The organism is Nitrospina gracilis 3/211, from assembly GCF_000341545.2.
Classification (GTDB): domain Bacteria; phylum Nitrospinota; class Nitrospinia; order Nitrospinales; family Nitrospinaceae; genus Nitrospina; species Nitrospina gracilis.
On the sequence record NZ_HG422173.1, the window covers coordinates 880,642 to 903,566 of the forward strand.

Sequence of the window (22,925 nt, forward strand, 5' to 3'; positions counted from 1 at the left end):
TCACTCCATGACAGTCTTTCATACCGCTCGCAGTTGTTTTTTCGGTCTCGCTTTGCTGGCGCTGTCCGCCTGCCAGACCACGCCCCCCACGTCCGGGCCCCAGCCGGTCCAGGCCGTTTCCGATGAAACCATTCTCCAGGCGCTCGCCCGCCATCACAACAGCGTTCACAGCGTTCGTTCCTTTGTCACTACGCGTATCCGCACGCGGCTGGTGGACCACGTACTCCGCCAGACCGTGGTGGCGAGGAACGACCGGTCCATTCGACTGGACACGCTGAGCAATTTCGGCCAGCCCCTGGGCGTGTTCATCTTCAATCCCGGCAACATCCAGATCTACGACCCGCAGAAAAATGTCGTGCATACCGGCGCCGAAGCGTGGTACATGATGGCCGACCTGTTCGGCACGTCGTTCGATTTCGCGGAATTCATCAGCGTCTTTCTGGGAAAGGTGCCGCGCTACGACCGATTGAAGGTGGAACGAATCACCGCCCGCGCGGGCAACCTCTACGTGATGGATGCGGAAGACCCCATCCGCAAAGAACGCACCCGGATCGAGATCGATGCCGACACCCTGCATCCCGTTGGCATGACACGGTTCAAGAACGGCGAAGCCTTGTATTCGGTGGTGTGGACGGAGGCGAAATGGATCGGTGCCGTGTACTTCCCGCACCGGGTCACGGTCCAGCGCCACCATGAAAACGATGAAGTGATATTGAGTTACCGCAACCCGCAGGTGAACCCGGCCATCTCCGATGACGTGTTCGAATTGTTCCCCGGCCGCGCCGCACCCTGACCCGAAAACGTTCCATGAAACTGAAATTCCGCACACCCGCAAAGATCAACCTCGGCCTGTTCGTCCTGGGCAAGCGCGACGACGGCTTTCACGAACTCGAAACCCTGTTTCAGATGGTGAGCCTGTACGACCAAATCGAACTGGAATCGGAGGATGGGGGCGTTTCGCTCGATTGCGACGCCCCCGGCATTCCCACCGACGGCAGCAACCTGGTGGTGCGCGCGGCGGAGATGTTGCGCGACTCGGTTCCGGCCGCAGCGGGCCGCGGTTGCCGTATCCGCTTGAAAAAACAAATCCCCGCCGGTGCCGGGCTGGGCGGCGGCAGCGGCAACGCGGCGTACGTGCTGTGGGCCCTCAACCGGCTGTGGGATCTCAGATTGGATCGATCCGCCCTGCATGAATTTGCTGCCCGATTGGGCTCAGATATTCCGTTTTTCCTGTCTGCGCCGCAGGCCGTGGGGCGCGGCCGGGGGGAGGTGCTCGAGCCTTTGGAACCCTCTGAAAAAATGCACATTGTTATTATTTTTCCGCGCCTGGTGGTGCCTACCGGAGAGGTCTATCGCGGCCTGAATTTAGAATTGACAACCCCCCGAAAACGATTAGTATTTTGCAAAAATTTTTTTCTCGATCGGATGTCGCCGGTCTGGCCGCCCATCTCCACAATGACTTGGAACCCTATGTCTTAGAACGGTTTCCGGTCGTCAAGCAGGCCCGGGACGCGTTGAGTGCGCTCGATGCGGAGGGGGTGCTCCTCTCCGGCAGCGGTTCCGCCGTGTTCGGCGTTTTCACCAGCCGGGAGCAGGCTGAGCAGGCCTTTGCCCGTCTTCAGGCAACCGATTGGGACGTCTTTGTGACCGAGACGGTTTCCCGGTTCGCGGAGTTCCTGCCTGAAGAGATGCTCGATTATCCCTGACAGGCAGAGGACCGAACGCCAACCTGCGGGAAACCCCAGTCGAACCCGGGCTCAATATCTCCTGCCCATTTTGTCATAATTTAAATTTCACCGGACAACCAAGGCGAATGCGGGGAGCCGGACTGTTTCGGCGGGGTGCACACAGCTTTTTGCGTGAGGGAAGCGGAGCGCGAAAACCAGGTTTCAGGTTGAACGAATTTTTGGGGCGTCGTCAAGTGGTCTAAGACACAGGATTTTGGATCCTGCATTCGGAGGTTCGAATCCTCCCGCCCCAGCCACCACTGTTTCCAAGGACAGGGACCGATACAGGCATGAGTGATAACGGAAGAGTGCGGGTGTTCTCCGGCCGGGCCAACACGGATCTGGCACACGAGATCTGCCAGTACATGAATATCGAGTTGGGGAGGACGGTGATCAAGGATTTTTCCGACGGCGAAATCTATGTTCGCATCGGGGAGAACGTCCGGGGTGGCGACGTGTTTGTCATCCAGCCCACCTGCTCGCCGGGCAACACCAACCTGATGGAGTTGCTCATCATGATCGATGCGCTCAACCGCTCCTCGGCGAAGCGGATCACCGCGGTCATCCCCTACTACGGTTACGCCCGGCAGGACCGCAAATGCGAGCCCCGGGTGCCCATCACCTCGAAGCTGGTTGCCGATCTCGTGCACACCGCCGGCTGCGACCGGGTGCTGACCATCGATCTCCATGCCGGGCAGATCCAGGGATTTTTCAACATTCCCGTCGATCATTTATTTGCAGTCAATGTCCTTATCAGTTACATTAAAAGCCTTAAATTGCCCAATATTGTCGTGATTTCCCCGGATGCGGGCGGTGTGGAACGGGCGCGGGCGTACGCCAAGCGCCTCGGTTCTTCCCTGGCCATCATCGACAAGCGCCGGGACGGGATCAACGTGGCCAAAGCCATGCACATCATTGGCGATGTCCGCGGCAAGGTCGCCATCATCGTGGACGACATGATCGACACCGCGGGCACGTTGATGGAGGCGACCAACGCGTTGCTGGAAGCGGGTGCGGCGGAAGTGCACGCCTGTTGCACTCATGCCGTTCTTTCCGGGCCGGCCGGGGACCGCATCCGTGAATCGCCCATCAAGTCCGTCATCGCCACCAACACGATTCCGTTGCGGGATGATTTGAAATCGATCGACAAAATCAAGATTCTGTCCGTTGCCTCCCTTCTGGGCGAGGCCATTTTGCGGATTCACAGTGAGTCATCGATCAGTTCGCTGTTCGATGCGGAGGATAATTTGTAGTCATGTCAAAAGATCTGAAAGGCACCATCAGGGAACAACGCGGCAGTGCCGCAAACCGTCGTTTGCGTACGGAAGGACTTCTGCCCGGCGTCATTTACGGTCAGCAGGACCCGGTCTCGATCACCGTCAACCACAAGGACCTGCGCAAGCTGATCGAAGCATACGGCATCAACACCCTCATCAACCTGTCCGTGGAGTCCGACTCCGTGCCGAAGCGCACGGTGATCGTGAAGGACCACCAGAGCCACCCCATCCGCGAGGGCTGGGAACATGTGGACTTCTACGAAGTGGACATGACGGAAAAAATCAAAACCGTCGTTCCGATCCTGCTCGACGGCAAATCGCCTGCGGAAAAACTGGGCGGCATCGTTGAGAAGTCGCTGGACGAGTTGCACATCCGCTGTCTGCCGGGCGACATCCCGCACGACATCAAGGTGGACATGACCAAAGTGGGAATGGACCAGGTCGTGCATGTATCCGACCTCACCCTGCCTGCGGGCATCGAGGTGATTGACGACCCGGAAGAAGCGGTGGTCTCCATCCACGAGGTCAAGGAAGAGGTCGAGGCTCCGGAAGGCGAGGAAGCCCTGGAGGGTGAACAGGCCGAAGCAGGTGAAAAGGCCGCCGATGAGGGTGAAGGCGGTAAATCCGACTCGTGACTTCGTCACATTCTTGAGACGTTGTGTATCTGATTCTTGGGTTGGGCAACCCCGGGCCGCAATACGAACTGACGCGGCACAACGTGGGGTTCATGGTGGTGGACAACCTGGCGGAAAAGCACCGCATTCCACTCAACCAGCACAAGCACCGTTCCCTGTATGGACAGGGAAAGATCGGGGGGCACCCGGTGGTCATCGCCAAACCCATGACCTACATGAACGAAAGCGGCCGTGCCGCACAGGCGCTCCTCGATGCATGGAACATCCCCCCGCACCGCATGGTCGTTGTTCATGACGACATCGACCTTGTGCTGGGCAAGATCAAGCGCAAGTTTCAGGGCGGCGATGCCGGGCAAAAAGGCGTTCTGTCCTGCATGGAACGGTTGGGCACCGATCGTTTCGCCCGCATCCGGGTGGGCATCGGACGCCCCGAGAACAAACATCAAATCGTGGATTACGTCCTCTCTCCGTTTTCTGAGGGGGAAATGGAGCCGCTCAACCACATGATTGAAGAAGCGGTGGAAAGAGTGGAAGCGATTCTCACGGAAATCGAAACGCAAGCCAATCAAACGACGGAGGAAAATACGGAATGATTCAGGAATATAAAGGGGAGGTTATCTTTGTCGGCCTGTCCCTTCTGCTCTATATCGTGTTCGCGGCGTTTGATGCGTCGTACAATTTTGCTTATCTCGGATTTGTGTTCGGCATCTTCGGCCTGTGGGTTGCGCTTCGCACCTACGAGTATGTGGACGACCAGCCGGAAGGCAATGACAAAATGGTCGAAATCGCCGAGTCGATTCACGAGGGGGCGATGGTATTCCTGGGCCGCGAATACAAAATCCTCGCGTATTTTGTGGGCGCGGTGTTCATTCTCCTGACCTTCGTCATCGGCTCCCAGAAGGGATTCTGGATCGGCATCGGCACGGCCATTGCCTATCTCATCGGCGCGGCATGTTCCATGGCTGCAGGCTACTTCGGCATGAATGCCGCCACCACCGCTAACGTGCGCACGGCGGCGGCGGCCAACGATTCCGGCCAGGCCAAGGCGTTGGACGTCGCATTCAACGGCGGCGCCGTCATGGGTCTGTGTGTGGCCAGCCTGGGTCTCCTTGGCGTGGGCGGCCTGTTTGCCCTGTTCGCACGCGGCGATGCGGCCAGCGTCATCAGCGGTTTTGCCATGGGTGCGAGTTCCATCGCCCTGTTCGCCCGCGTCGGCGGCGGCATTTACACCAAGATCGCCGACGTCGGTTCCGACCTCGTCGGTAAGGTGGAAGCGGGCATTCCCGAAGACGATCCCCGCAACCCCGGCGTCATCGCCGACAACGTGGGCGACAACGTGGGCGACGTGGCGGGCCTCGGCTCTGACATCTTCGAATCCTACGTCAGCTCCATGATCGCCACCATCGCCATCGCCACCAGCATGACGGTCATGAAGTTCGAGTACATGGCGCTTCCGGTCATCATTGCGATGGTTGGGTTGATCGCTTCCATCATCGGCATCCGTTCCATCCGCGCCATGACCAACCTCGACCCGGCGGACGTTTTACGCTACTCCACCTTTGTCAGTGCCGGCGCGATGCTGCTCGTTGCACTCATCGTCATCAAGGTGATGGGTCTGCCGACGGGCGTGTTTGTCGCCCTGGCGTTCGGCTGTCTGGCGGGTGTGGCGATCGGGTTGATCACCGAATACTATACGGCGGGCAAACCGGTGGTGAAGATCGCGGAATCCAGTTCGACCGGCGTCGCCACCGTCATGATCACCGGCCTCGCCATCGGCATGGAAAGCTGTGTCGCCCCTATTTTGACCATCGCTCTCGCCATCTTTGTTTCCGCCAGCGCGGCGGGCTTGTACGGCGTGGCCCTCGCCGCGGTCGGCATGCTGGCCACGGTGGGCATCACCATGTCGGTGGACGCGTACGGTCCGGTTGCGGACAACGCCGGCGGTATTTCGGAGATGGCCGGACTGGGTGAAGAAACCCGCAAGATCACCGACGGCCTCGATGCCCTGGGCAACACCACTGCGGCCATCGGCAAAGGCTTCGCCATCGGTTCGGCGGCTTTGACGGCGCTGGCCCTGTTCACGGCCTACACGCAGGCCGCTGGACTGCAAACCATCAATATCACCGACAGCACCGTGGTCATCGGCGTGCTCATTGGCGGCGGCATTCCGTTCATGGTCGCGGCCATGACCATGACCTCCGTCGGTCGCGGCGCGTTCACCATGGTCGAGGAAATCCGCCGCCAGTTCCGTGAAATCGCCGGCCTGATGGAAGGCACGGGCAAGCCGGACAACGCCCGTTGCATCGACATCAGCACCAAGGCGGCATTGAAGGAAATGGTCGCTCCCGGTGTGGTCGCCATTGTCATGCCCATCCTGATCGGTACCATGCTCGGTGCCGAGGCGTTGGGCGGCATGCTGGTCGGCGCCACCCTGACCGGCGTCATGCTGGCCCTGTTCATGGCCAACAGCGGCGGCGCCTGGGACAACGCCAAAAAGTACGTCGAAAGCGGCAACCTCGGCGGCAAGGGTTCCGATGCACACAAGGCCACTGTGGTCGGCGACACCGTCGGTGACCCGCTGAAAGACACCTCGGGCCCGGCGATGAACATCCTCATCAAGCTGATGTCCATCGTCTCGCTGGTGCTCGCGCCGCTGTTCATCTGAGGCGGTATCCTTTGATTGACTTCAAACCGGGATGGGTTCGCCCATCCCGGTTTTTTTCTGCGCCGGACTGCGTCCGGAAGCAAAAGGCTTGTGCCCGGCAGTCCCGGCGATGGCCGTCGAGCTCACAAAGAAATTTTCCCTGTTGCCTCCGGGTGCTACCCGGCGGGCTGCGTCCGAAGAAAACGGGTTGTATTTGGGATTGGGGGGAACATTCCGCCGTTGTTTCCTTGACCCGGCTTGGATTGCCCTTGCCTTTCTGTCTCACAGAGTCATGCCTTCACCTTTGAAATTCGGGTTCCACGATTTCCTGAACGCGCAACCGCTCCTCGTGCCCTTGGAAAAAACCGCACGGGAAGCGGGATTCGAAATCGTCAAAGACGTGCCCGCCCGCCTGGCGGACCGCCTGCATGCCGGAGAACTCGATCTCGCCATGATTCCGTCGATCGAGTACCTCAGCCACACCGACCGATACCGCCTCGTCCCCGGCGCCTGCATCGCCTCACGCGGTGCGGTGGACACGGTGCTTCTTGTCATGCGCGGGGGGGTCGAATCGGTGCGCACGGTGGCGCTCGATGAACGGTCGCGCACGTCGGCAACCCTGCTTCGAATTCTGTTTGAGGATGTGTTTCCGCCGGAGGTGCAGTACTCGCGCACACACCCGGACCTGGCGCACATGATGCGCACCTGCGACGCAGCTTTGGTGATCGGCGACCAGGGCTTCTCCGCCCGGGCCAACAACGAAGGATGGACGGTGATCGACCTCAGCCAGCGCTGGTGGGAGCAGACTGGATGTGCATTCGTCCATGCGGTGGTGGCGGTGCGGCGAGAAGTGAAACTCACACCGGAAGGGCTCGAGGTCATTGCCGATGCCCCGGCGCAAGGCCGTGCCGCGATGGATGCGATCGTGGGTGATCAGGTGGAGAAGACAGGACTCGAAGAAAGCGTGGTAAGGGATTACTTGGAGAACAAGATCCTATACACGCTGGGTGAGGAGGAGGTGGCGGGCCTCACCTTGTTCCGCGATTTGTGTTTCCAGAAAAATATCCTGAACGTGCGTCCTGAATTGGAGTGGGCTTCGCTTTAGGCGGGATGATCCATGCGGGGAGCGGCTATCTGGTGGATCAGAACTTTTCTTTGATGGAGTCCCACAATTTTTTCGAACCTTCCTGGACCCACCCCCATGCTTTGGCGGCGGAGTCTTCCACGAAGTCGATATAACCCTGCGCTTCTTCACTGCGCTTCGGACCGCGCGGGGTTTCCGGCGGCTGCGTCGATTCGGGTTGCTGGGAGACTTCCGGTTGCGGCGGCGCTTCGGCCGTCTCGACGGAGGGCGTCGGTTCGGGTTGCGGTTCCGGTTCCTGCATGACGGCCTCTTCCGTCATCTGTTCTTCTGTTGTTTCTCCTGCGGTTTCTTCGGCGACGCTCTGCTCCATCACCTCTACTTGTCCGGCGACCTCTTCCGTGCTTTCTTCAACGGGAGCTTCTTCAGCGGATTCTTCCGGCCCTTCCGCTTCCATCGGGCCGGCTTCACCTTCCATTTCTTCCGGTGTTTCTTCTGCGGATTCTTCAGGGGCCGCTTCGCCGATTTGCTCTACCGGGGTTTCCTCAGTGCCTGCGGAATCTTCCGTAACAGTTTCTTCGGTTTCCCCGGTGGGCATTTCTTCCTGCGGCGCTTCCTCCGGTTCTTCCACCACCTCACCGGAGACGGGTCCCAGTTCCCCTTCCGCTCCGGGCACTTCTTCCGTCGATTGCAGTTGAATGGTGCCAATCTGCACGCCTTCTTTCAGTTGATCGACTTCCCTTTGCAACGCTTCCAATGCCGCGCGCTGGGCTTGGTTGTTCTCGTCAATCCGCGATTGCGTATCTTCGATGCGCGCCTGGGTTTCCTCAAACCGGGCGATCAACTGCTCCAGTTGCGCCGCGTTTTTCTGGGGAAGTTGATTCACCAGCTCCCGCAGTTTCTGGATGTCTTGTCCCAGTTGGTTGGACTGCTGGTTGAGGGAGGCGAGCGATCCCTGGTGGCCGCGAAGCATGAGGAATCCTTTCCATCCGAAATACCCGCCCGCAACGAGGATCAGCAGGAGCACAAACCAGATCTTGCCCGTGCCTTTGGTTTTGACTTTTTGGGGAGGGGTGTCGTTTGTTGCGGGTTTGGTTTCTTCTCCCGAAGGAGTGTCTTTGGCTTCCGCCTCGACGGATTCTCCGACAGGAGATTCACCGGGGTCGGTGGAAGGGTCTTCGCTTTCGGGTTTTTCAGAATCGAGGGAATCGGACTCGCCCGTGTTTTGCTCTGCGCTTGGGTCCGCAGGGTCCACGGACGGAGAGTCCGCCTGGCCTTCAGGCACCTCCGGCGGTTGGGACCGGGATTCCGTGGATTCGGAATCCGCTTCCTGTCGTTCTTCGTCCCTGGCCAATGGATTTCCGGTTCAGTGGATGATTTTGTTGAGCGGGAACTCGACGATGTCTTCCGCCCCCGCCTTTTTGAGATCCGGCACGATCTCGCGCACCAGTTTTTCTTCCAGGATGACCATCAGGTCGGCCCAGGCGTCGTCTGTCAGGCTGGAGATGGTCGGCTTGGTATTGGGAGGCAGGATTTTCATGACCGCCTCCATCGATTTGCGCGGCACGTTCATCATGATGCCGACCTTGCGGTTGGCGGCCATCGCGCCTTTCAGCATCAGCACGATGCGCTCCACCTTGGTGCGCTTCCATTCGTCCTTGAAGGAGTCTTTGTTCATGATGAACTTGGTGTTCGACTCCATGATGGTGTCGATGATGCGCAGGTTGTTGGCGCGGAGCGAACTGCCGGTCTCGGTGATCTCGACAATGGCGTCGGCGAGTTTCGGCGGCTTGACTTCCGTCGCGCCCCAGGAAAACTCGACCGAGGCGGTGACGCCGTGCTGCTTCAGGTAATCGATGGTCATGTTGACCGCTTCGGTGGCGATGCGTTTGCCCTGCAGGTCCTTGACGTTGTTGATGGGGGAATCGTTGGGCACGGCGATGACCCAGCGCACCGGCCGATCCGACGTTTTCGAATACACGAGGTCGGCGATTTCTTCCACCTCGACGCGGTTTTCCTGCACCCAGTCCTTGCCCGTCAGGCCCGCGTCCAGCACGCCGTCGGCAACGTAGCGGGCGATTTCCTGCGCTCGGATCAGCAGGCATTCGATTTCATCGTCATCGATGGTGGGGTAATAGGAACGGCTGCTGAATTTGATTTTCCACCCGGCTTTTTCAAAGAGGGCGGCGGTGGCGTCCTGCAGACTGCCCTTGGGGATTCCCAGTTTCAATACGTTTCCACTCATTCACTTTCCTGTGGTTGAAAAGGTTGCGATTCTTACTTTTTGTAAACTTTGTCGGGGTCGAAGACTTTTTCCTCGACGGTGGTCAGCTCGCCGTTGAGCTTGCGGAAGAAACAGCTCTGGTAGCCCTTGTGGCAGGCGGCCTCGCCGACCTGTTCCACTTTCAAAAGAACGGTGTCGTCGTCGCAGTCGATGAACACTTCCTTCACCTTCTGCACGTTGCCGCTTTCTTCACCCTTCATCCACTGTTTGTCGCGGGAGCGGCTGTAGAACCAGGCGTTGCCGGTTTCCAGCGTTTTCTCCCAGGCGATCTGGTTCATGTAGGCGAGCATCAGCACTTTGCCGGATTTGGCATCCTGAATGATGGCGGGCACAAGACCGCCCATCTTGTCAAAATCAAGCTTCATTGAGGGACTCCCGGTAAAACAGCGAATTGTAAATAATATTGATTTTCTGTCAACATTATAATAGCCTGTCGGGGTACTAAACCGACAATTTTAAAGGCTTTGTGGATTCGGGATCGTTTCCGTCCAATGTATAGGCATTGGGGTCTTAAATCAAGGTTTATAGTTTGAAATGATGAATTTTCAGGTCGAGGGAACATGCCTTCACTAAGTGGATACCGCATTTACGACACGGCGGAACCGTGCAACTACACCGGCCAGAAACTGATCGACGCCATGCACAAGGTGGTGAGCGACAAGTTGAGCGAGGACGGCCGGGAACTCAACCTTTTCGGCTGTTGCGTCGGCGTCAACGGCATCAAGGTGATCGCCGAGGACCCGCGCATCGTCAAGATCAAGCGCCTCAACCTGGGCGGCAACAAGATCGGCGATGCGGGGGCGCATTTTGTTTCTGAGTGCGAGGCGTTTTCCAAGGTCAACTGGGTCGAATTCGGCGGCAACGAGCTCGGCGCCAACGGCATCCGCGCCATCGTCAAATCGAAGGTGTTTCAGAAATTGAGGACGCTCAACCTGTACCGCAACTACCTGCGCGACGAAGGCGCAAAAGTACTGGCGGAGGAGAACGAACTGGAGCGGCTGGAGGAACTGGACCTGGCGCAGAACGAGATCGGCGATGTGGGCCTGATCGCACTGGCCAATTCCACCAAACTGCCGAACCTGGTGTCCATTGCCATGGACAACAACTTCACCACCATCGAAGGGCGCGAGGCCGCGCGCAATGGGCCGTTGTTCCGCAAGTGCCAGTCCGTAAATCTGTAACCGAACGTCATTCCAGTTCAGGTGAGTTCATGTCCGAAGACGCTTACGGCAAAGGCACCTTCCTGATCGCCAACCCGGTCCTGGGCGACCCCAATTTCTCCCGCACCGTGGTCCTGTTGTGCGATCACAATGAAGAGGGTTCGTTCGGCCTGGTGGTCAACCGCAAGGCGGGGCTCATGGCTTCCGAACTGTTCCAGAAAGCGGAGTTTCTGACCGGTTACGACAACGAGGTGTTCGTCGGGGGGCCGGTGGCGCAGTCGCAGGTGTTTTACCTGGTGCGCTCGGAACTGCCGCTGGAGGGGCTCGACCCCATCTGCGACAACATCCACCTCGGCATGAGCTGGGAACCGCTGGAGAAGGTGTACAGGCAACTGGAAAACCCGGCGGAGAACCTGCGCTTTTACATCGGTTACTCCGGCTGGGGAAGCGGCCAGCTGGCCGGGGAGATGGAACACCGCAGCTGGCTGACCTGCGATGCGAAAAATGACCATATTTTCGGCGACCCCGAAAGCAACATATGGGGCCGGGTGGTGAAGTCGCTTGGCAAGGAATACGAATACCTGCTGAGAGCGCCGGTGGACCCGCGCATGAACTGAGGGATCGCCCATGCCCTCCCTGACTCCTTCCGCTTCCAAAACTCGAAACCCGATGAACCGCCTGCACACGCCGCCGCCACAGGAGCAGATCTACGCCTGCCACCTTCCGGGCCGCTACATCGGCTACACCGTCGAAGCCTATTTCTGCGACCGCTTTCCCTACTTCGAACGGGAGGAGTGGGAGCGGCGCATCGTGACAGGCCGCATCACGGTCAACGGCCTGCCGGTGGCCCTGGGAACGCGGCTCAAGGAACACGACTACATCGTCACCAACATGGGCGTGCGCACGGAACCGCCCGCCGACCGCAAGCTGGAAGTGGTTTATGAAGACGACCATTTGCGTGCGTTCAACAAGGGCGCACCGCTTCCGGTACATCCCAGCGGCCGTTATTTCCTGAACAGCATGACGGAGTTGTTGCGCCAACGGTATCCGGACGAAGTGCCGCGTCCGGTGCAGAGGCTGGACGCCACCACCACCGGGCTCGTGCTGTTTGCCAAAACGCGTGAGGCGGCGTATAACCTGTCTCAGGAGTTCACCCGCAACCGCGTGCACAAGGAGTACCTGGCGCTGGTGGCGGGCGAGCCGCAGTCGCCGCGTTTCGTGGTGGACTTGCCGGTGGGCAAGGTGGTGGGCTCGGCGCGCGGCGTGGGACCGGACATCCGGAATCCCAAATCCGCGGTCACGGTGTTCGAATGCCTGGCGGTGAAGGAGGGCGTGTCGCTCATCCGCGCCGTGCCGCACACCGGACGCACCAACCAGATCCGCGTGCATCTGGCGAGTATGGGCCTGCCGATTCTGAATGACGAGGTGTACGGCGAAAAGATTGAGGGTTCGTACGAATACGGCCTGCATGCGTACCGGCTGGTGTTTCACGGACCGGGTGGGGCGATGGAACTCACAGCACCGTGGCCGGAGCATTTCTCTCCGTTGATTGAGCACAGTGTGCTGGCGGGGGAAACGAAAGTATAAATGAACGTACCGATACAAAAACCGACGACGTTAGCTGCTACAGAGACCGCGTATCCGTTGATCCAGCGCATGCGCAATCCGTACTGGATGGCGCCGATGTCCGGCATCACCGACCTCTGCTACCGCCACCTGATCGACGAGATGGGCGCGGGTGTGATCATCTCGGAGCTGGTGTCGGCGAAGGGACTGGTGTACAGCTCGGAACGCACGGCGAAGATGATCCGCGTCCATGAAAATCCCGGCACACTGGTCGGTATTCAACTGTTCGGCGAGGATGCCGACGATTACGTCCGCGTCGCGCCGCAGGTGCAGGAACAGGGCGCGCATTTCATCGACATCAACCTCGGTTGCCCGGTGAAGAAGGTGGTGAAGAAAGGGTGCGGGTCGGCGCTCATGCGCGATCCGGAAAAGCTGTATGTTTTTCTCCAGCACATCCGCGCAAACATCGACCTCCCGCTCACTGTGAAAATGCGCACCGGGTGGAGTCATGAAGAACTCACCATCCACGAATGCGTCGATGCGGCGAAGCAGGCGGGGTGCCAGTGGGTGGCCATCCACGGCCGCACGCGCCAGCAGGGCTACAGCGGGCAGGCCGACTGGGAGTTGATCGCCGACGTCAAACGCAACACCGATATCCCCATCATCGGCAACGGCGACATCCGCAGTGCCGACCGCGCCCGGCAACTGCTTGAGGAAAGCGGCGTCGATGCGGTGATGATCGGTCGTGGCGCCCTGCGTGATCCGTGGATTTTCAAGGAATGCACCGGCGAACTGGGAGACACGTTGTCCCCCACGCCGACGGAGCTGCTGCACCGGTTTCATGAAATGCTGGAGCCGGTGTACGACATGCGGCGCACCCTGTTGTACCTGCGAAAGCTGGCAGTGTGGATGGCGTACGGCTATCCCGGCGCGGCGGCTTTTCGCGGTATGATGTTTTCACTGCCCACGGTGCGCCAGGTGTTGACCGAAGGCGAGGCCTTTTTTCGCAAGGTGGCGCACCTGCCCAGGCCGAAGTTCGACGAGGCGGAGGCTTTCATGATGGGGGGTCATGGTTAAAAATGAACCTGCCGGGTCTCGGTCATTGAGTCGCAGGTTATCATGGGGGAGGGGTGATGATGGATCAGGCAACGCTTCAGCACTGGGTGGAGGCGAACAATTTTTTCCAGTTCATGGATTCGGAAGAGCGGACGCACCTGTATTCGTTCAAGGACCACTGGAAATTCGTGAAGCCCGGCGAATGCGTGGTGCGCGTCGGTGAGACGGATTACGGGTTTTTCGTTATTGTCAAAGGCACGTTCAGCGTCATCAAGCCGGAAGACATTTTCCTCGCGCATCTGAACCCCGGCGACCTGTTCGGCGAAGTCAGCCTCAAATCCCGCCGCAAACGTTACAGCAACGTGGTGGCGGATGAAGAAGGCATCGTGTTCAAGGTCGATGACATCCTGTTAAAAAAAATCAGCCCGGCGCTGCATCTGAAAATCAAAAACCAGGTTATTGAAGTGTTGATCCGCCGGCTGGACGACATGAACCAGCGGCTGGTCAAGCTCACCCGCATGCGCTGACCGGCAGGCGGCGTCCATTTCCCTTTTGTGAGGTTCCATCCGTGACCGCCCGCAACCCCTCCACTCCGCGCGATCAAAACCCGCGCCGCAAACCGCCGCCGAAAAAAAAACACACTCCCGTCAAGGAACGCGAATGGACGCTGTGTGGCTGGAACGCCTGTATGCGCGCGTTCGAGGAACGGCCGGAGGACCTGCTCCGTCTTTACTACCACAAGGACCGCTCGAAAGCGTTGTACCGGGTCAAGCAGTGGTGCGCCAAACGCAAACTGCCTTACCGCGAACTGGATGACGACTCCCTGAACCGAGCGGCGGGAGGGGTGCATCACGAGGGAGTGGTGATGGTCACGCGTCCGCTTCATGCACTCTCCCTCTACAAACTGCTGGAGAAGCCGGTGCCCGCCGACTGGATCGGGGTCGCTTTCGACGGCGTGGCCAACACCCACAACGTCGGTGCGGTGCTTCGTTCGTGCGGCTACTTCGGCGTGCGCGGGGTTCTGCTGGACAAGGAACAACGACAAGTGGCGGTGGCTTCCTCCACCGCGCGCACGGCGGAAGGTGCATTGGAGGTGGTGCCGGTGTACGACTGCGCCGATCTCGCCTCCGGCCTGCGGGATATCAAAGGAAAAGGCGTGTTCGTGCTGGGCACCGACCCGGAGGCCAAGGAATCCCTCTACGAGGCCGACATACCGTTTCCCTGTATGCTGGTGCTGGGCGGCGAGCGCGAAGGGTTGTCGAAACGCGTGCGCGGGCGTTGCGACCGGGTGGTGCGCATACCCGGGGAAAATACGATTCAATCTCTCAACGTGTCGGTCGCGGCAGGGGTGGTGCTGGGCGAGCTGTTCCGCCGTCTGCACGCTCCTCCCAATACTTCATCATCATGAACTTCGCGCTGGTACATCCGTTGATCGTGCATTTCCCGGTGGCCCTGCTCACCAGCGGGAGCGTTCTGGAGTTATACGGCCGCCTGCAGAAGGAGCCGGTGGCGGAACGTGCCGGACGCTTCAACGTGCAGTTCGGGTTCTGGGCGCTGCTTGTCGCAGTGGCGGTGGGTTTGCTGGGACTGCTCGACCTGGAAGTGCAGGACAAATTCCGTTCGTTTTTGGGCTCGCACGTTCTGTTTGCCTTCAGCACAGTGACCGTGTACACCCTGGGCATGGTCTGCTACCGTTTCCGTTCCAGAGCCTGGGCGGACTGGTTGTATCTGTTGTTATTGGCGGTGGGATTGTGCACCACGCTGGTGACGGGGTACTACGGCGGCGAACTGGTGCACCGGTTCGGCCTGCCTTCGGGCGATCAGCCGCTGGTGGAGTGAAACACCAGCAGGTAGCCGCTGTAGGCGGTAGCGGCCATCAACAGCACGTTGGCGATGTAAAAGAAGAACGCGTTGCGCGACAGGGCGTTGGTGTAGGAGTAAATGGTGCAGATGATGGTGACAATGACGAAGGCGAAGGAATAGCCCTGGTGCCCTTCCACCTCCACCACCGGCCACTGGCCGAGGTCTACGGCGAACAGGCCGGAGAAGATCGCCATCACCCCCATCAGCAGGGCGGCGCTGAAATTGAACGCGGCAGCCTGCACCATCTGGGTGTCATTGCGCCGTTTGGCGAACCCCATCATGAGCAGTCCGGCCATAGCCAGCGCTACCGGAAAATGAGACAGAAACGGATGGAGTGAAGGTGTGCTCAGCATAAGAACCGCCAAAGCGCGACCGGCGTGGACTGCGTCCGGGGAACGGGCTACTGCTTAATGAGCGGACAATGGCCTGAGAGCACAAGCCGATGTGCTCCGCGTCCCACGCGGGGGATCAGTTGTCGTTGGGCCGGATGTCGGTATCCAGGTTGACGTCGACGTCGACCTTGGTGGCGGCGGAGACTTCCTGTTCCAACTCCTGCATGTTGGCCGTTTGCTTGACGGTTTCGGTTTCGTCCAGCACTTCCTGCTTGAGTTCGTTGAAGGTGCGCTGAAATTCGCCCCAGCCTTTACCGATGGCCTTGGCGAGACGGGGCAGGTTGGCCGGTCCAATGATGAACATGCCAATGCCCATGAGAATCATGATCTCAAAAAAACCGATATCGAACATAAGGGTTTCCAAAAAAAAGGATTCTGGTATGATTCGATCTTATCAGACTCCGTGGGGGGCGGCAAGAGAAGACAACCGGGCTTGCCCGTGGCCGCCGGGCCCGGAATTTGACACACCCCCGGGACTTGGCTAACCTGTACCCATTCCTTCCCAAACTGGGAACCGGTGGCTCCGAATCCAGCCGATGCGCAATCCGAATCACCCGAAACGCCTTTCATGAAAATCACTCGAGGGACCAAGCACTTCAAAGGCCCGTTGCCGCACCCGGTGGTGGCGCTGGGCAACTTTGACGGGGTGCACCTGGGCCATCAGCTCATTTTCCGCAGGGTTGCGGAAATCGCCAGGGAGAAGCAAGGAGCGGCGATGGTGTTCACCTTCGAGCCGCACCCCTTAAAAATCCTCGCGCCGGAAAAAGCGCCGCCGCTCCTCACAACCTTCCGCCAGAAGATGGAGCTGATCGAACAGTGCGGCATCGACGAAGTGGTGTGCGCCGATTTCACACAGCAGTTCGCCGACCAGCGTCCCCGCGACTTCGCCAAGGACATCCTGGTGGACCTGCTCGGGTCGAAGGAAATCGTGGTTGGCTACGACTATGCTTTTGGCCGCGGGCGCGAAGGCACGTTGTCGTATCTGCAAAAGATGGGGGAGGAGTTCGGATTTGCCGTGCACGTGATCGAGGAGATCCGCATCAACGGCCAGCGAGTGAGCAGTTCGCACGTACGGGAATTGATCGAGGACGGGCAGGTGGAGGAAGCGCGGCAGTTCCTCGGCCGTTACTATTCCATCCATGGTCCGGTGGTGCACGGCTACAAAACCGGCCAGCGCATCGGTTTTCCCACGGCGAACCTCGACACCAGCAAGGTGCAGATTCCCGGCACCGGCGTGTACGCGGTGCGCATCATCCACAATCAGAAAGAATACAACGGCGCGGCCAACATCGGTTTCAATCCGACGTTCCACCGCGACCGGCTGAGTGTCGAAGTGCACATCTTCGACTTTCACCAGGAGATCTACGGCATCGACCTCGAAGTCCAATTCATCGCACGTATCCGCGGCGAAAAGGAATTCGCCAACGCCGACGAACTTGTGGCGCAGATCGAAAAAGATATCGAAACCGTCAAATCCATTCTTGCCAGGCACACGTTTTGAAACGATCCGGTCAACTGATCATCGGCATGCTGGTGGCCGTTGCGGCGGTGTACTACACCGTGCGCAACGTCTCGATGGAGGAGTTGCTCGACTCCTTCGCCAACGTTCATTACGGCTACCTGGCCATCTCCGCGTTGATGATGATCCTCACCTATGTCGCGCGGGCGGTGCGCTGGCGCGTTCTGCTCGCGCCGGTGAAGGAAGTGCGGACCATCGAACTGGGTTCGCCGCTGATGGTGGGGTTCATGGCGGGGGTCCTGCCGGCACGTGCGGGCGAATTGATCCGGGCTTTTTTGCTGGGCAAGAAGTTGAACATGTCGTTCGCCAGCGCGCTGGCCACCATTGTCGTCGAACGCCTGTTCGACATGGTTCTGCTTCTCATGCTGTTTGCGTGGTTGCTGGTGTTTCATGCCGACATGCTGGAATCCAAAATTGCCTGGTCGGGAATACCGATTCAAACGATCGCATTCCAGTTCGGGCTGGCGAGCGTGGTGCTGGTAGTGGGGCTGGTGGTGTTTATTTACCTGTTGATCTACCACGAAGAGCGCGCCATGAAACTGGTGCACTGGTTCATGAAACCGTTTCCGGAAACATTCCAGTACAAGATCGTGCAAATGGCGGAAACGTTCAGCCAGGGGTTGCACGTGGTCAAGAGCCTGCGCTCCCTGATGTGGGTGTTCGTGGCGACGGCGGCAGTGTGGGCACTGGTCATCCTGCAGTATTACCCTCTTTACTTCGCCTACGATTTGAATGAAAAAACGCTCGCGTCCACCATCCTGCTCACAGTGATGATCTGCATCTTCATCACCATCCTGCCGACACCCGCGTTTCTGGGGTCGCTGAACGCCGGGGTCCTGATTGCACTCCACGAAATCATGAACGAGCCGGAAGTGGCGGCGGTGAGCTTCGGTTTCGTCGCCTGGGGGCTCAATTTCATTGTCGTGATGGTGGGCGGCATCTACTTCATTCTGCACGACCACATCTCCGTCAAGAACCTCGTCGACATCGAAGAAGAAGTCTAGCCCCGCCACGCGGAGAAGGAACTGCCACCTGTTGAATGGTTCCGGCGATGGCCTGTGGGCGCGGACAGCGTCTGAAGCAGGGGGCCTGCGCCGGTCGCAGACTCCCTGGCGACCGCTTCCGGCAGTGAAATTAGCATTCCATTTCCCAGGGCGTTATGCTATTTTACCTGCTCAAAATGAACATGCCGAAGTGGTGGAATTGGTAGACACGCATGATTCAGGATCATGTGGGGGCGACCCCGTGGAGGTTCAAATCCTCTCTTCGGCACCATCTTGCTCTGCCCACCGGGCCGGATCCTCTCCGGTCCGGTTTTTTTATGCCTTTGAGGGGATGGGGGCCTGCGCCCCGCGCAAAAGGGGAAATCCCATTTCCTCGCGCTGACGGACGTAACCTTCGGCGCAGAGGCGGGCGAGTTTCCTCACGCGGCCAATGAATCCCGTGCGTTCGGTGACGCTGATGGCGCCGCGCGCGTCGAGCAGATTGAAGGTGTGCGAACACTTCAGGGTGTAGTCGTAGGCGGGCAAAACCAGGTCCTGCTCCAGCAGGGCGCGCGCTTCCGCCTCGTACATGTCGAACCACTGGAACAGGCGTTCCTTGCTGGACGCCTCGAAGTTGTAACGCGAGAACTGCTTTTCCGTCTCCAGGTGGATGTCACCGTAGGTGAACTCGTCGTTCCATTGCAGGTCGTACACGTTGTCGATGTTCTGCAGGTACATGGTGATGCGCTCCAGCCCGTAGGTCAGTTCCACCGTTACCGGTGAGAGGTCGAGGCTCCCCACCTGCTGGAAGTAGGTGAACTGCGTGATCTCCATGCCGTCCAGCCACACCTCCCAGCCCAGTCCCCACGCGCCCAGGGTCGGCGATTCCCAGTCGTCCTCGACGAAGCGGATGTCATGTTGCAGGGGGTCGATCCCCAGCGCGCGCAGGCTTCCGAGATACTGTTCCTGAACGTCTTCCGGTGAGGGTTTTAAAATCACCTGGTACTGATAATAGTGTTGCAGACGGTTGGGGTTTTCGCCGTAGCGTCCGTCGGTGGGACGGCGCGACGGCTCCACGTATGCCGCGCGGAACGGTTCCGGTCCCAGCACGCGGAAGAAGGTGGCGGGATTGAATGTGCCCGCGCCGGCCTCGGTATCGTAGGGCTGGTGCAGCACGCAGCCGCGCGAGGTCCAGTATTCGTTTAACTTCATGATGACGTTTTGAAAATGCATGGTCCGGTATTTAGCAGAGAACGTTTAATCAAGTCAAATATTTAAATCCCCGCAGTCCCTCTGAATCCGGGTCTGCCACCGATTCGGAATCTCGCAAAAGCTGACTCTCATTCAAAAACCGACGAAGCCCCACTCGAATTTATTCAATTCGCCTTTCGAAGCATTTCCCCCTGTATTTTGCAGTTTTGAGGATTTTTAAAATTCGCCTTCTTATATAAGGTGACGGCTATGGAACACATCGAGGTTTCCGTCGGAAGGGAAACCGGGTGAGGCAGGAAACCTCCAAAGGTGGGTGAGACGGCTATGAAGGCAAATGGAACTGAGACGGATTTCAAGCAGGAAGCCAGGTCATTTCAGGAACAATTGAAAAAGTTTTTTCAGAGTAAAACGCAGAATCTGCGCGGCGACATTTTCGGCGGCATCACGGCGGGCGTGGTGACCCTTCCCCTCGCGCTGGCATTTGGCGTGCAATCGGGTCTCGGGGCAACGGCGGGATTGTACTGCGCCATCGCGCTGGGTCTGCTCTCCGCCGCGTTTGGGGGCACACAGACCCTGATCAGCACGCCGACCGGACCGATGACCGTCGTCAGCGCGCTCATCATCGGCCGGGTGATCGACCAGACCGGAAGCCTGGCAGCCGGGTTGGGATTGATCATCGCCATTTTCATGCTGGCGGGGTTGATCCAGATCCTGCTTGGTGTCTTTCGGATCGGCAGTTTCATTCAATACATGCCATACCCCGTGATTTCCGGCTTCATGACCGGCATCGGGGTCATCCTCATCATAGTTGAGTTGTTCCCGTTCATGGGGCTGGAGTCACCCAAGAACGTGCTCACGGTGCTCAGCCAGTTCCCTTCGGCCGTTCCCGATGCGAATTTGTCCGCGGTGGTCCTGGCCACCATGACCATGGCCATCATTTATTTGTTTCCGCGGGTGAGCAAGGCGGTTCCCAGCACGTTGGTCGCTTTGATTGTCGGGACCCTGGCCACGGCGCTGATGGGGTTGTCGGTGCCGATCATCGGTGAAATCCCACAGGGTCTGCCCTCGCTCCAGCTGGATGCACTGACCGGCATCAATGCATCACATCTGTCGATGATTCTCATTCCCGCGTTGACGCTGGCCGGTCTGGGCGCAATCGATTCCCTGCTCACCTCTGTCATCGCCGACACCAAAACGCGCACCCAGCACGACAGCAATCGCGAGTTGATCGGCCAGGGTTGCGGCAACATGTTGTCCGGCGCGCTGGGCGGCATTGTCGGGGCGGGCACCACCATGTCCACCCTGGTCAACATCAACACCGGCGGCCGCACCAACCTGTCCGGCATGATCTCGGCTGGATTTCTAATGATGGTGCTTCTGGGGCTCGGGGCCTACGCCCAGTACATCCCGATCCCGGTTCTCGCCGGCATCCTGATGACGGTGGGCCTGGACATCATCGATTACAAGGGACTCAAGCATTTGGCCGCCATGCCGCGCTCGGCCTCCTTTGTGCTCGTGACGGTGTTCCTGCTCACCGTATTTGTGGACCTGATCGAAGCGGTGGCGGTGGGCATGGGCATCTCCTGCGTTGTGTTCATGAAAACCATGAGCGACCTGGGCCGCAAGCAAACGTCGCTCGCACCCCTCAATGACCTGAAACTGAATTTCAACGGAAACGGAGACAGTGGCCATTTTCATTCGCTGGCGGAGGTATCCGAACAGGTGTACGTGAAAACGGTGACAGGTCCCATCTTTTTCGGCTTCGCGCGGACATTGACGCAGAAGATCCGCGGCCTCAAAAACACGCGCTGTGTGATTCTGGATATGGACCGCGTGCCCTACATCGACCAGACCGGTTTGTTCGCCATGGAAGACATGGTGCGTGAGTTGAATGACCAGAATATCGAAGTGTTGATGGCGGGTGCGAAAAACCAGCCGCTGGAGATGATGAAAAAAATGAAAATGGTGCCCAACGTGATCTCGTCGGAAAACGTGTTTCCCAGTACGTACGATTGTCTGCATTCCCTCGGACAGAGATTGACCCCCGCGTCGGATCATGCCCGGTGATCCCAGGGCGGCTCCGTGAGGGGCCGTTACCCGGCCCTCTCCTCCTGCATCGCGTCATGTCAGCCACAGGCTCCTTGGGGAGCCTGGAAGAGGGGACCGGGGGTCATTAATTTTTAGCGGTTCGGCAATTCTTCCTTTTCCCGCACCAAGCGTCCTCAGGAAGAATTGTCGAACTCCCCTCAAGGGATCGCCAGGCAGGCGGTCTCTTTCATGCACTCATTCCAGATCGCTGTAGTCCCGCCGCACCTTCTCGATGTGCTCGCGGTAACTGTTGCCATCGCCGTAGTCCAGAAAATATTTGTAGCGGTTGTGCAGGTCCTTGACTTTGCGCGCGTGCTTGATGGGGCACCAGTGCTGTTCCGTGCGCGCCGCGATTTCCCGCACATAGGCCACGAGCCCGTTGAAGTAACCGCAGTACATGCAGTTGAATTTCTCGATGCCGTTCAGGTAGCGCAGGTAGTGACGGTCGATCACGATGTAATCTGACCGCTTCACTTTGGGCACACCGTACACCGGAAAACAGATGGCCTGGTATGCGGACACCATCATGTCCATCAGCACGGCGGGGATAATAAGAGAATAAATAACCGGCGCAGTGACGACCGGCATGATGCGCGCGTCGTGCAGGTAGCGGTAGATAGTCTTCATCAACAGCTTGTGCTGTTCCCGAACCTGCTTTTCGAAATACACGCGCTTGCGTTTTATATGGTAATAAAATTTTTCCTGCCGGGTTTCGATTTCCTGCTGGAGTTGACCCTCAAGTTCCTTGATCTTGTTGAGTATGTTCTGAATGGTATCTTCCATGATCGGTCTCGCGCGTTCACTGGTTGATGAGATACTTTCAAGGTATCATACTTCAGGGTGCGCGAATTCAGCCGGGTGATGAGATTGAGGAAAAGGGAGAGTGTTTAGAAGATGGCGAGGGAAGTGGGTTTCAGCAACAGCCTCTCCACCTGGAACGACATGCCCATGGATTCGCCGTTTTTCTGCTGGAGAAGCGCTTTTTGAATTGCCATGCCCTGAATTTCGGTCAGGCGAAGCAGGTCGTCCTTTGCGAAGAATCGGCCCTTCACGACGCGTTGGATTTTCATCGTCGCATCCATCATCTCCATACGAGGGATGGTATTCTGCATGGGCTGACCGCGATTGAGAAAGGTGCCTTCCAGCTTGCCTTGCGGCCCCTTGGGGCACTGGATGTCGATCCGGCCGCGCTGGGAGGTGAATTTTTTAATGTCCCTGGAGCTGAATTCGAGGATTTGCAGAAACGGATCGAGCGGCACCGAGCCGTTTCCCTGTGCCGCCACGCGGCAGATGTTCTTGATGAGCGTTGCCGCGTTTTTGCGGTTGCGCCCTTCAAGCGACCACTCGAGGATGGCCTCCGATCCGAACAGGGCCATGGGGTTTCCCGGATAAGGCTTTTAAAATTGAAATGCGGAACCGCGCCCCGCATAATCCCAGT

26 protein-coding genes and 2 tRNA genes are annotated in these 22,925 nt (G+C 58.7%); 20 read left to right on the top strand and 8 right to left on the bottom strand.

The genetic code is table 11. From position 1 onward, the window contains the following. Positions 1 to 7: 7 nt before the first annotated feature. From TX82_RS04135 to TX82_RS04170, 9 genes are all read left to right on the top strand, one after another. Complete coding sequence (locus tag TX82_RS04135; protein WP_005007374.1) at positions 8 to 793, top strand: DUF4292 domain-containing protein; 786 nt, start codon at positions 8 to 10, stop codon at positions 791 to 793. A gap of 14 nt (positions 794 to 807) precedes the next feature. Continuing rightward, positions 808 to 1,479, top strand: a complete 672-nt coding sequence (gene ispE / locus TX82_RS04140) for a 4-(cytidine 5'-diphospho)-2-C-methyl-D-erythritol kinase (protein ID WP_052338185.1) — start codon at positions 808 to 810, stop codon at positions 1,477 to 1,479. Next, positions 1,461 to 1,706, top strand: coding sequence for a 4-(cytidine 5'-diphospho)-2-C-methyl-D-erythritol kinase (locus TX82_RS15040; protein WP_052338186.1), 246 nt, complete (start codon positions 1,461 to 1,463; stop codon positions 1,704 to 1,706). Before ispE ends, TX82_RS15040 begins: the two co-directional genes overlap by 19 nt. A 201-nt stretch (positions 1,707 to 1,907) precedes the next feature. Next, positions 1,908 to 1,984: transfer RNA gene (locus TX82_RS04145), tRNA-Gln, on the top strand. 33 nt (positions 1,985 to 2,017) lie between these two features. Continuing rightward, positions 2,018 to 2,980: a ribose-phosphate diphosphokinase gene (locus tag TX82_RS04150; protein ID WP_005007376.1), complete on the top strand. Its 963-nt coding sequence runs from the start codon at positions 2,018 to 2,020 to the stop codon at positions 2,978 to 2,980. 2 nt (positions 2,981 to 2,982) lie between these two features. Further along, on the top strand, positions 2,983 to 3,639 hold the full coding sequence (locus tag TX82_RS04155; protein ID WP_005007379.1) for a 50S ribosomal protein L25: 657 nt from the start codon (positions 2,983 to 2,985) through the stop codon (positions 3,637 to 3,639). Between the two features lie 23 nt (positions 3,640 to 3,662). After that, positions 3,663 to 4,232: an aminoacyl-tRNA hydrolase gene (gene pth, locus TX82_RS04160; protein WP_005007382.1), complete on the top strand. Its 570-nt coding sequence runs from the start codon at positions 3,663 to 3,665 to the stop codon at positions 4,230 to 4,232. Continuing rightward, positions 4,229 to 6,304, top strand: coding sequence for a sodium-translocating pyrophosphatase (locus TX82_RS04165; RefSeq protein ID WP_005007389.1), 2,076 nt, complete (start codon positions 4,229 to 4,231; stop codon positions 6,302 to 6,304). Before pth ends, TX82_RS04165 begins: the two co-directional genes overlap by 4 nt. Positions 6,305 to 6,575: 271 nt before the next feature. Then, entirely contained in the window at positions 6,576 to 7,388 is an 813-nt protein-coding gene (locus TX82_RS04170; protein ID WP_187291905.1) for a menaquinone biosynthesis protein, read from the top strand. Positions 7,389 to 7,425: 37 nt separating this feature from the next. Here the strand turns inward: TX82_RS04170 and TX82_RS04175 are convergent, their stop codons facing one another. The 3 genes from TX82_RS04175 to hisI are packed head-to-tail and all read right to left on the bottom strand — an operon-like array spanning position 7,426 to position 10,013. Beyond that, a complete protein-coding gene (locus TX82_RS04175; RefSeq protein WP_005007393.1) occupies positions 7,426 to 8,718 on the bottom strand; it encodes a hypothetical protein in 1,293 nt (430 codons plus the stop codon). Positions 8,719 to 8,730: 12 nt separating this feature from the next. Next, the gene (hisG, locus tag TX82_RS04180) at positions 8,731 to 9,609 is read right to left on the bottom strand and encodes an ATP phosphoribosyltransferase (RefSeq protein WP_005007394.1); all 879 of its coding nucleotides are present in this window, start codon (positions 9,607 to 9,609) and stop codon (positions 8,731 to 8,733) included. A gap of 32 nt (positions 9,610 to 9,641) precedes the next feature. Continuing rightward, the gene (hisI, locus tag TX82_RS04185) at positions 9,642 to 10,013 is read right to left on the bottom strand and encodes a phosphoribosyl-AMP cyclohydrolase (protein WP_005007397.1); all 372 of its coding nucleotides are present in this window, start codon (positions 10,011 to 10,013) and stop codon (positions 9,642 to 9,644) included. Positions 10,014 to 10,208: 195 nt separating this feature from the next. Here hisI and TX82_RS04190 point away from each other — a divergent pair, with 195 nt between their 5' ends. Genes TX82_RS04190 through TX82_RS04220 form a run of 7 tightly spaced genes read left to right on the top strand, consistent with a single transcriptional unit; the run spans position 10,209 to position 15,269 of the window. Then, positions 10,209 to 10,829, top strand: coding sequence for a leucine-rich repeat domain-containing protein (locus TX82_RS04190; RefSeq protein WP_005007399.1), 621 nt, complete (start codon positions 10,209 to 10,211; stop codon positions 10,827 to 10,829). 29 nt (positions 10,830 to 10,858) lie between these two features. Then, positions 10,859 to 11,425: a YqgE/AlgH family protein gene (locus tag TX82_RS04195; RefSeq protein ID WP_005007401.1), complete on the top strand. Its 567-nt coding sequence runs from the start codon at positions 10,859 to 10,861 to the stop codon at positions 11,423 to 11,425. A gap of 10 nt (positions 11,426 to 11,435) precedes the next feature. Continuing rightward, positions 11,436 to 12,395 (top strand): RluA family pseudouridine synthase, encoded by a 960-nt coding sequence (locus tag TX82_RS04200; protein WP_005007404.1) that lies wholly within the window; start codon positions 11,436 to 11,438, stop codon positions 12,393 to 12,395. After that, positions 12,396 to 13,451 carry a tRNA dihydrouridine synthase gene (locus TX82_RS04205; protein ID WP_005007406.1) on the top strand — a complete coding sequence of 352 codons (1,056 nt, stop codon included), beginning with the start codon at positions 12,396 to 12,398 and terminating at the stop codon, positions 13,449 to 13,451. It abuts the gene before it with no gap. A gap of 56 nt (positions 13,452 to 13,507) precedes the next feature. Then, positions 13,508 to 13,957, top strand: coding sequence for a cyclic nucleotide-binding domain-containing protein (locus TX82_RS04210; protein WP_005007408.1), 450 nt, complete (start codon positions 13,508 to 13,510; stop codon positions 13,955 to 13,957). Between the two features lie 41 nt (positions 13,958 to 13,998). Further along, complete coding sequence (locus TX82_RS04215; RefSeq protein WP_005007411.1) at positions 13,999 to 14,838, top strand: TrmH family RNA methyltransferase; 840 nt, start codon at positions 13,999 to 14,001, stop codon at positions 14,836 to 14,838. Then, complete coding sequence (locus TX82_RS04220; RefSeq protein WP_005007412.1) at positions 14,835 to 15,269, top strand: DUF2231 domain-containing protein; 435 nt, start codon at positions 14,835 to 14,837, stop codon at positions 15,267 to 15,269. Before TX82_RS04215 ends, TX82_RS04220 begins: the two co-directional genes overlap by 4 nt. On the opposite strand, the gene TX82_RS04225 is transcribed toward TX82_RS04220, so the two are convergent. Further along, a complete protein-coding gene (locus TX82_RS04225) occupies positions 15,251 to 15,646 on the bottom strand; it encodes a DUF2231 domain-containing protein (RefSeq protein WP_005007415.1) in 396 nt (131 codons plus the stop codon). The genes TX82_RS04220 and TX82_RS04225 overlap by 19 nt on opposite strands. 115 nt (positions 15,647 to 15,761) lie before the next feature. Continuing rightward, on the bottom strand, positions 15,762 to 16,037 hold the full coding sequence (locus TX82_RS04230) for a Sec-independent protein translocase subunit TatA/TatB (protein ID WP_042250531.1): 276 nt from the start codon (positions 16,035 to 16,037) through the stop codon (positions 15,762 to 15,764). A 216-nt stretch (positions 16,038 to 16,253) separates the two neighbouring features. Here TX82_RS04230 and TX82_RS04235 point away from each other — a divergent pair, with 216 nt between their 5' ends. The 3 genes from TX82_RS04235 to TX82_RS04245 all read left to right on the top strand — a co-directional run bounded on the left by TX82_RS04235 (position 16,254) and on the right by TX82_RS04245 (position 18,479). After that, positions 16,254 to 17,186, top strand: coding sequence for a bifunctional riboflavin kinase/FAD synthetase (locus tag TX82_RS04235; protein WP_005007417.1), 933 nt, complete (start codon positions 16,254 to 16,256; stop codon positions 17,184 to 17,186). Next, positions 17,183 to 18,208, top strand: a complete 1,026-nt coding sequence (locus tag TX82_RS04240; RefSeq protein WP_005007419.1) for a lysylphosphatidylglycerol synthase transmembrane domain-containing protein — start codon at positions 17,183 to 17,185, stop codon at positions 18,206 to 18,208. Before TX82_RS04235 ends, TX82_RS04240 begins: the two co-directional genes overlap by 4 nt. A 184-nt stretch (positions 18,209 to 18,392) precedes the next feature. Continuing rightward, a tRNA-Leu gene (locus TX82_RS04245) sits at positions 18,393 to 18,479 on the top strand. A gap of 44 nt (positions 18,480 to 18,523) precedes the next feature. Here the strand turns inward: TX82_RS04245 and glyQ are convergent. Then, positions 18,524 to 19,420: a glycine--tRNA ligase subunit alpha gene (gene glyQ / locus TX82_RS04250; RefSeq protein WP_005007421.1), complete on the bottom strand. Its 897-nt coding sequence runs from the start codon at positions 19,418 to 19,420 to the stop codon at positions 18,524 to 18,526. A 303-nt stretch (positions 19,421 to 19,723) separates the two neighbouring features. On the opposite strand from glyQ, the gene TX82_RS04255 reads away from it, so the two are divergent. Next, complete coding sequence (locus TX82_RS04255) at positions 19,724 to 21,466, top strand: SulP family inorganic anion transporter (protein ID WP_005007423.1); 1,743 nt, start codon at positions 19,724 to 19,726, stop codon at positions 21,464 to 21,466. Positions 21,467 to 21,682: 216 nt separating this feature from the next. On the opposite strand, the gene TX82_RS04260 is transcribed toward TX82_RS04255, so the two are convergent. Both TX82_RS04260 and TX82_RS04265 read right to left on the bottom strand, forming a co-directional pair. Beyond that, positions 21,683 to 22,270 carry a hypothetical protein gene (locus tag TX82_RS04260; protein ID WP_005007425.1) on the bottom strand — a complete coding sequence of 196 codons (588 nt, stop codon included), beginning with the start codon at positions 22,268 to 22,270 and terminating at the stop codon, positions 21,683 to 21,685. A 104-nt stretch (positions 22,271 to 22,374) separates the two neighbouring features. After that, on the bottom strand, positions 22,375 to 22,863 hold the full coding sequence (locus tag TX82_RS04265) for a hypothetical protein (protein WP_005007427.1): 489 nt from the start codon (positions 22,861 to 22,863) through the stop codon (positions 22,375 to 22,377). Positions 22,864 to 22,925: the final 62 nt, after the last annotated feature.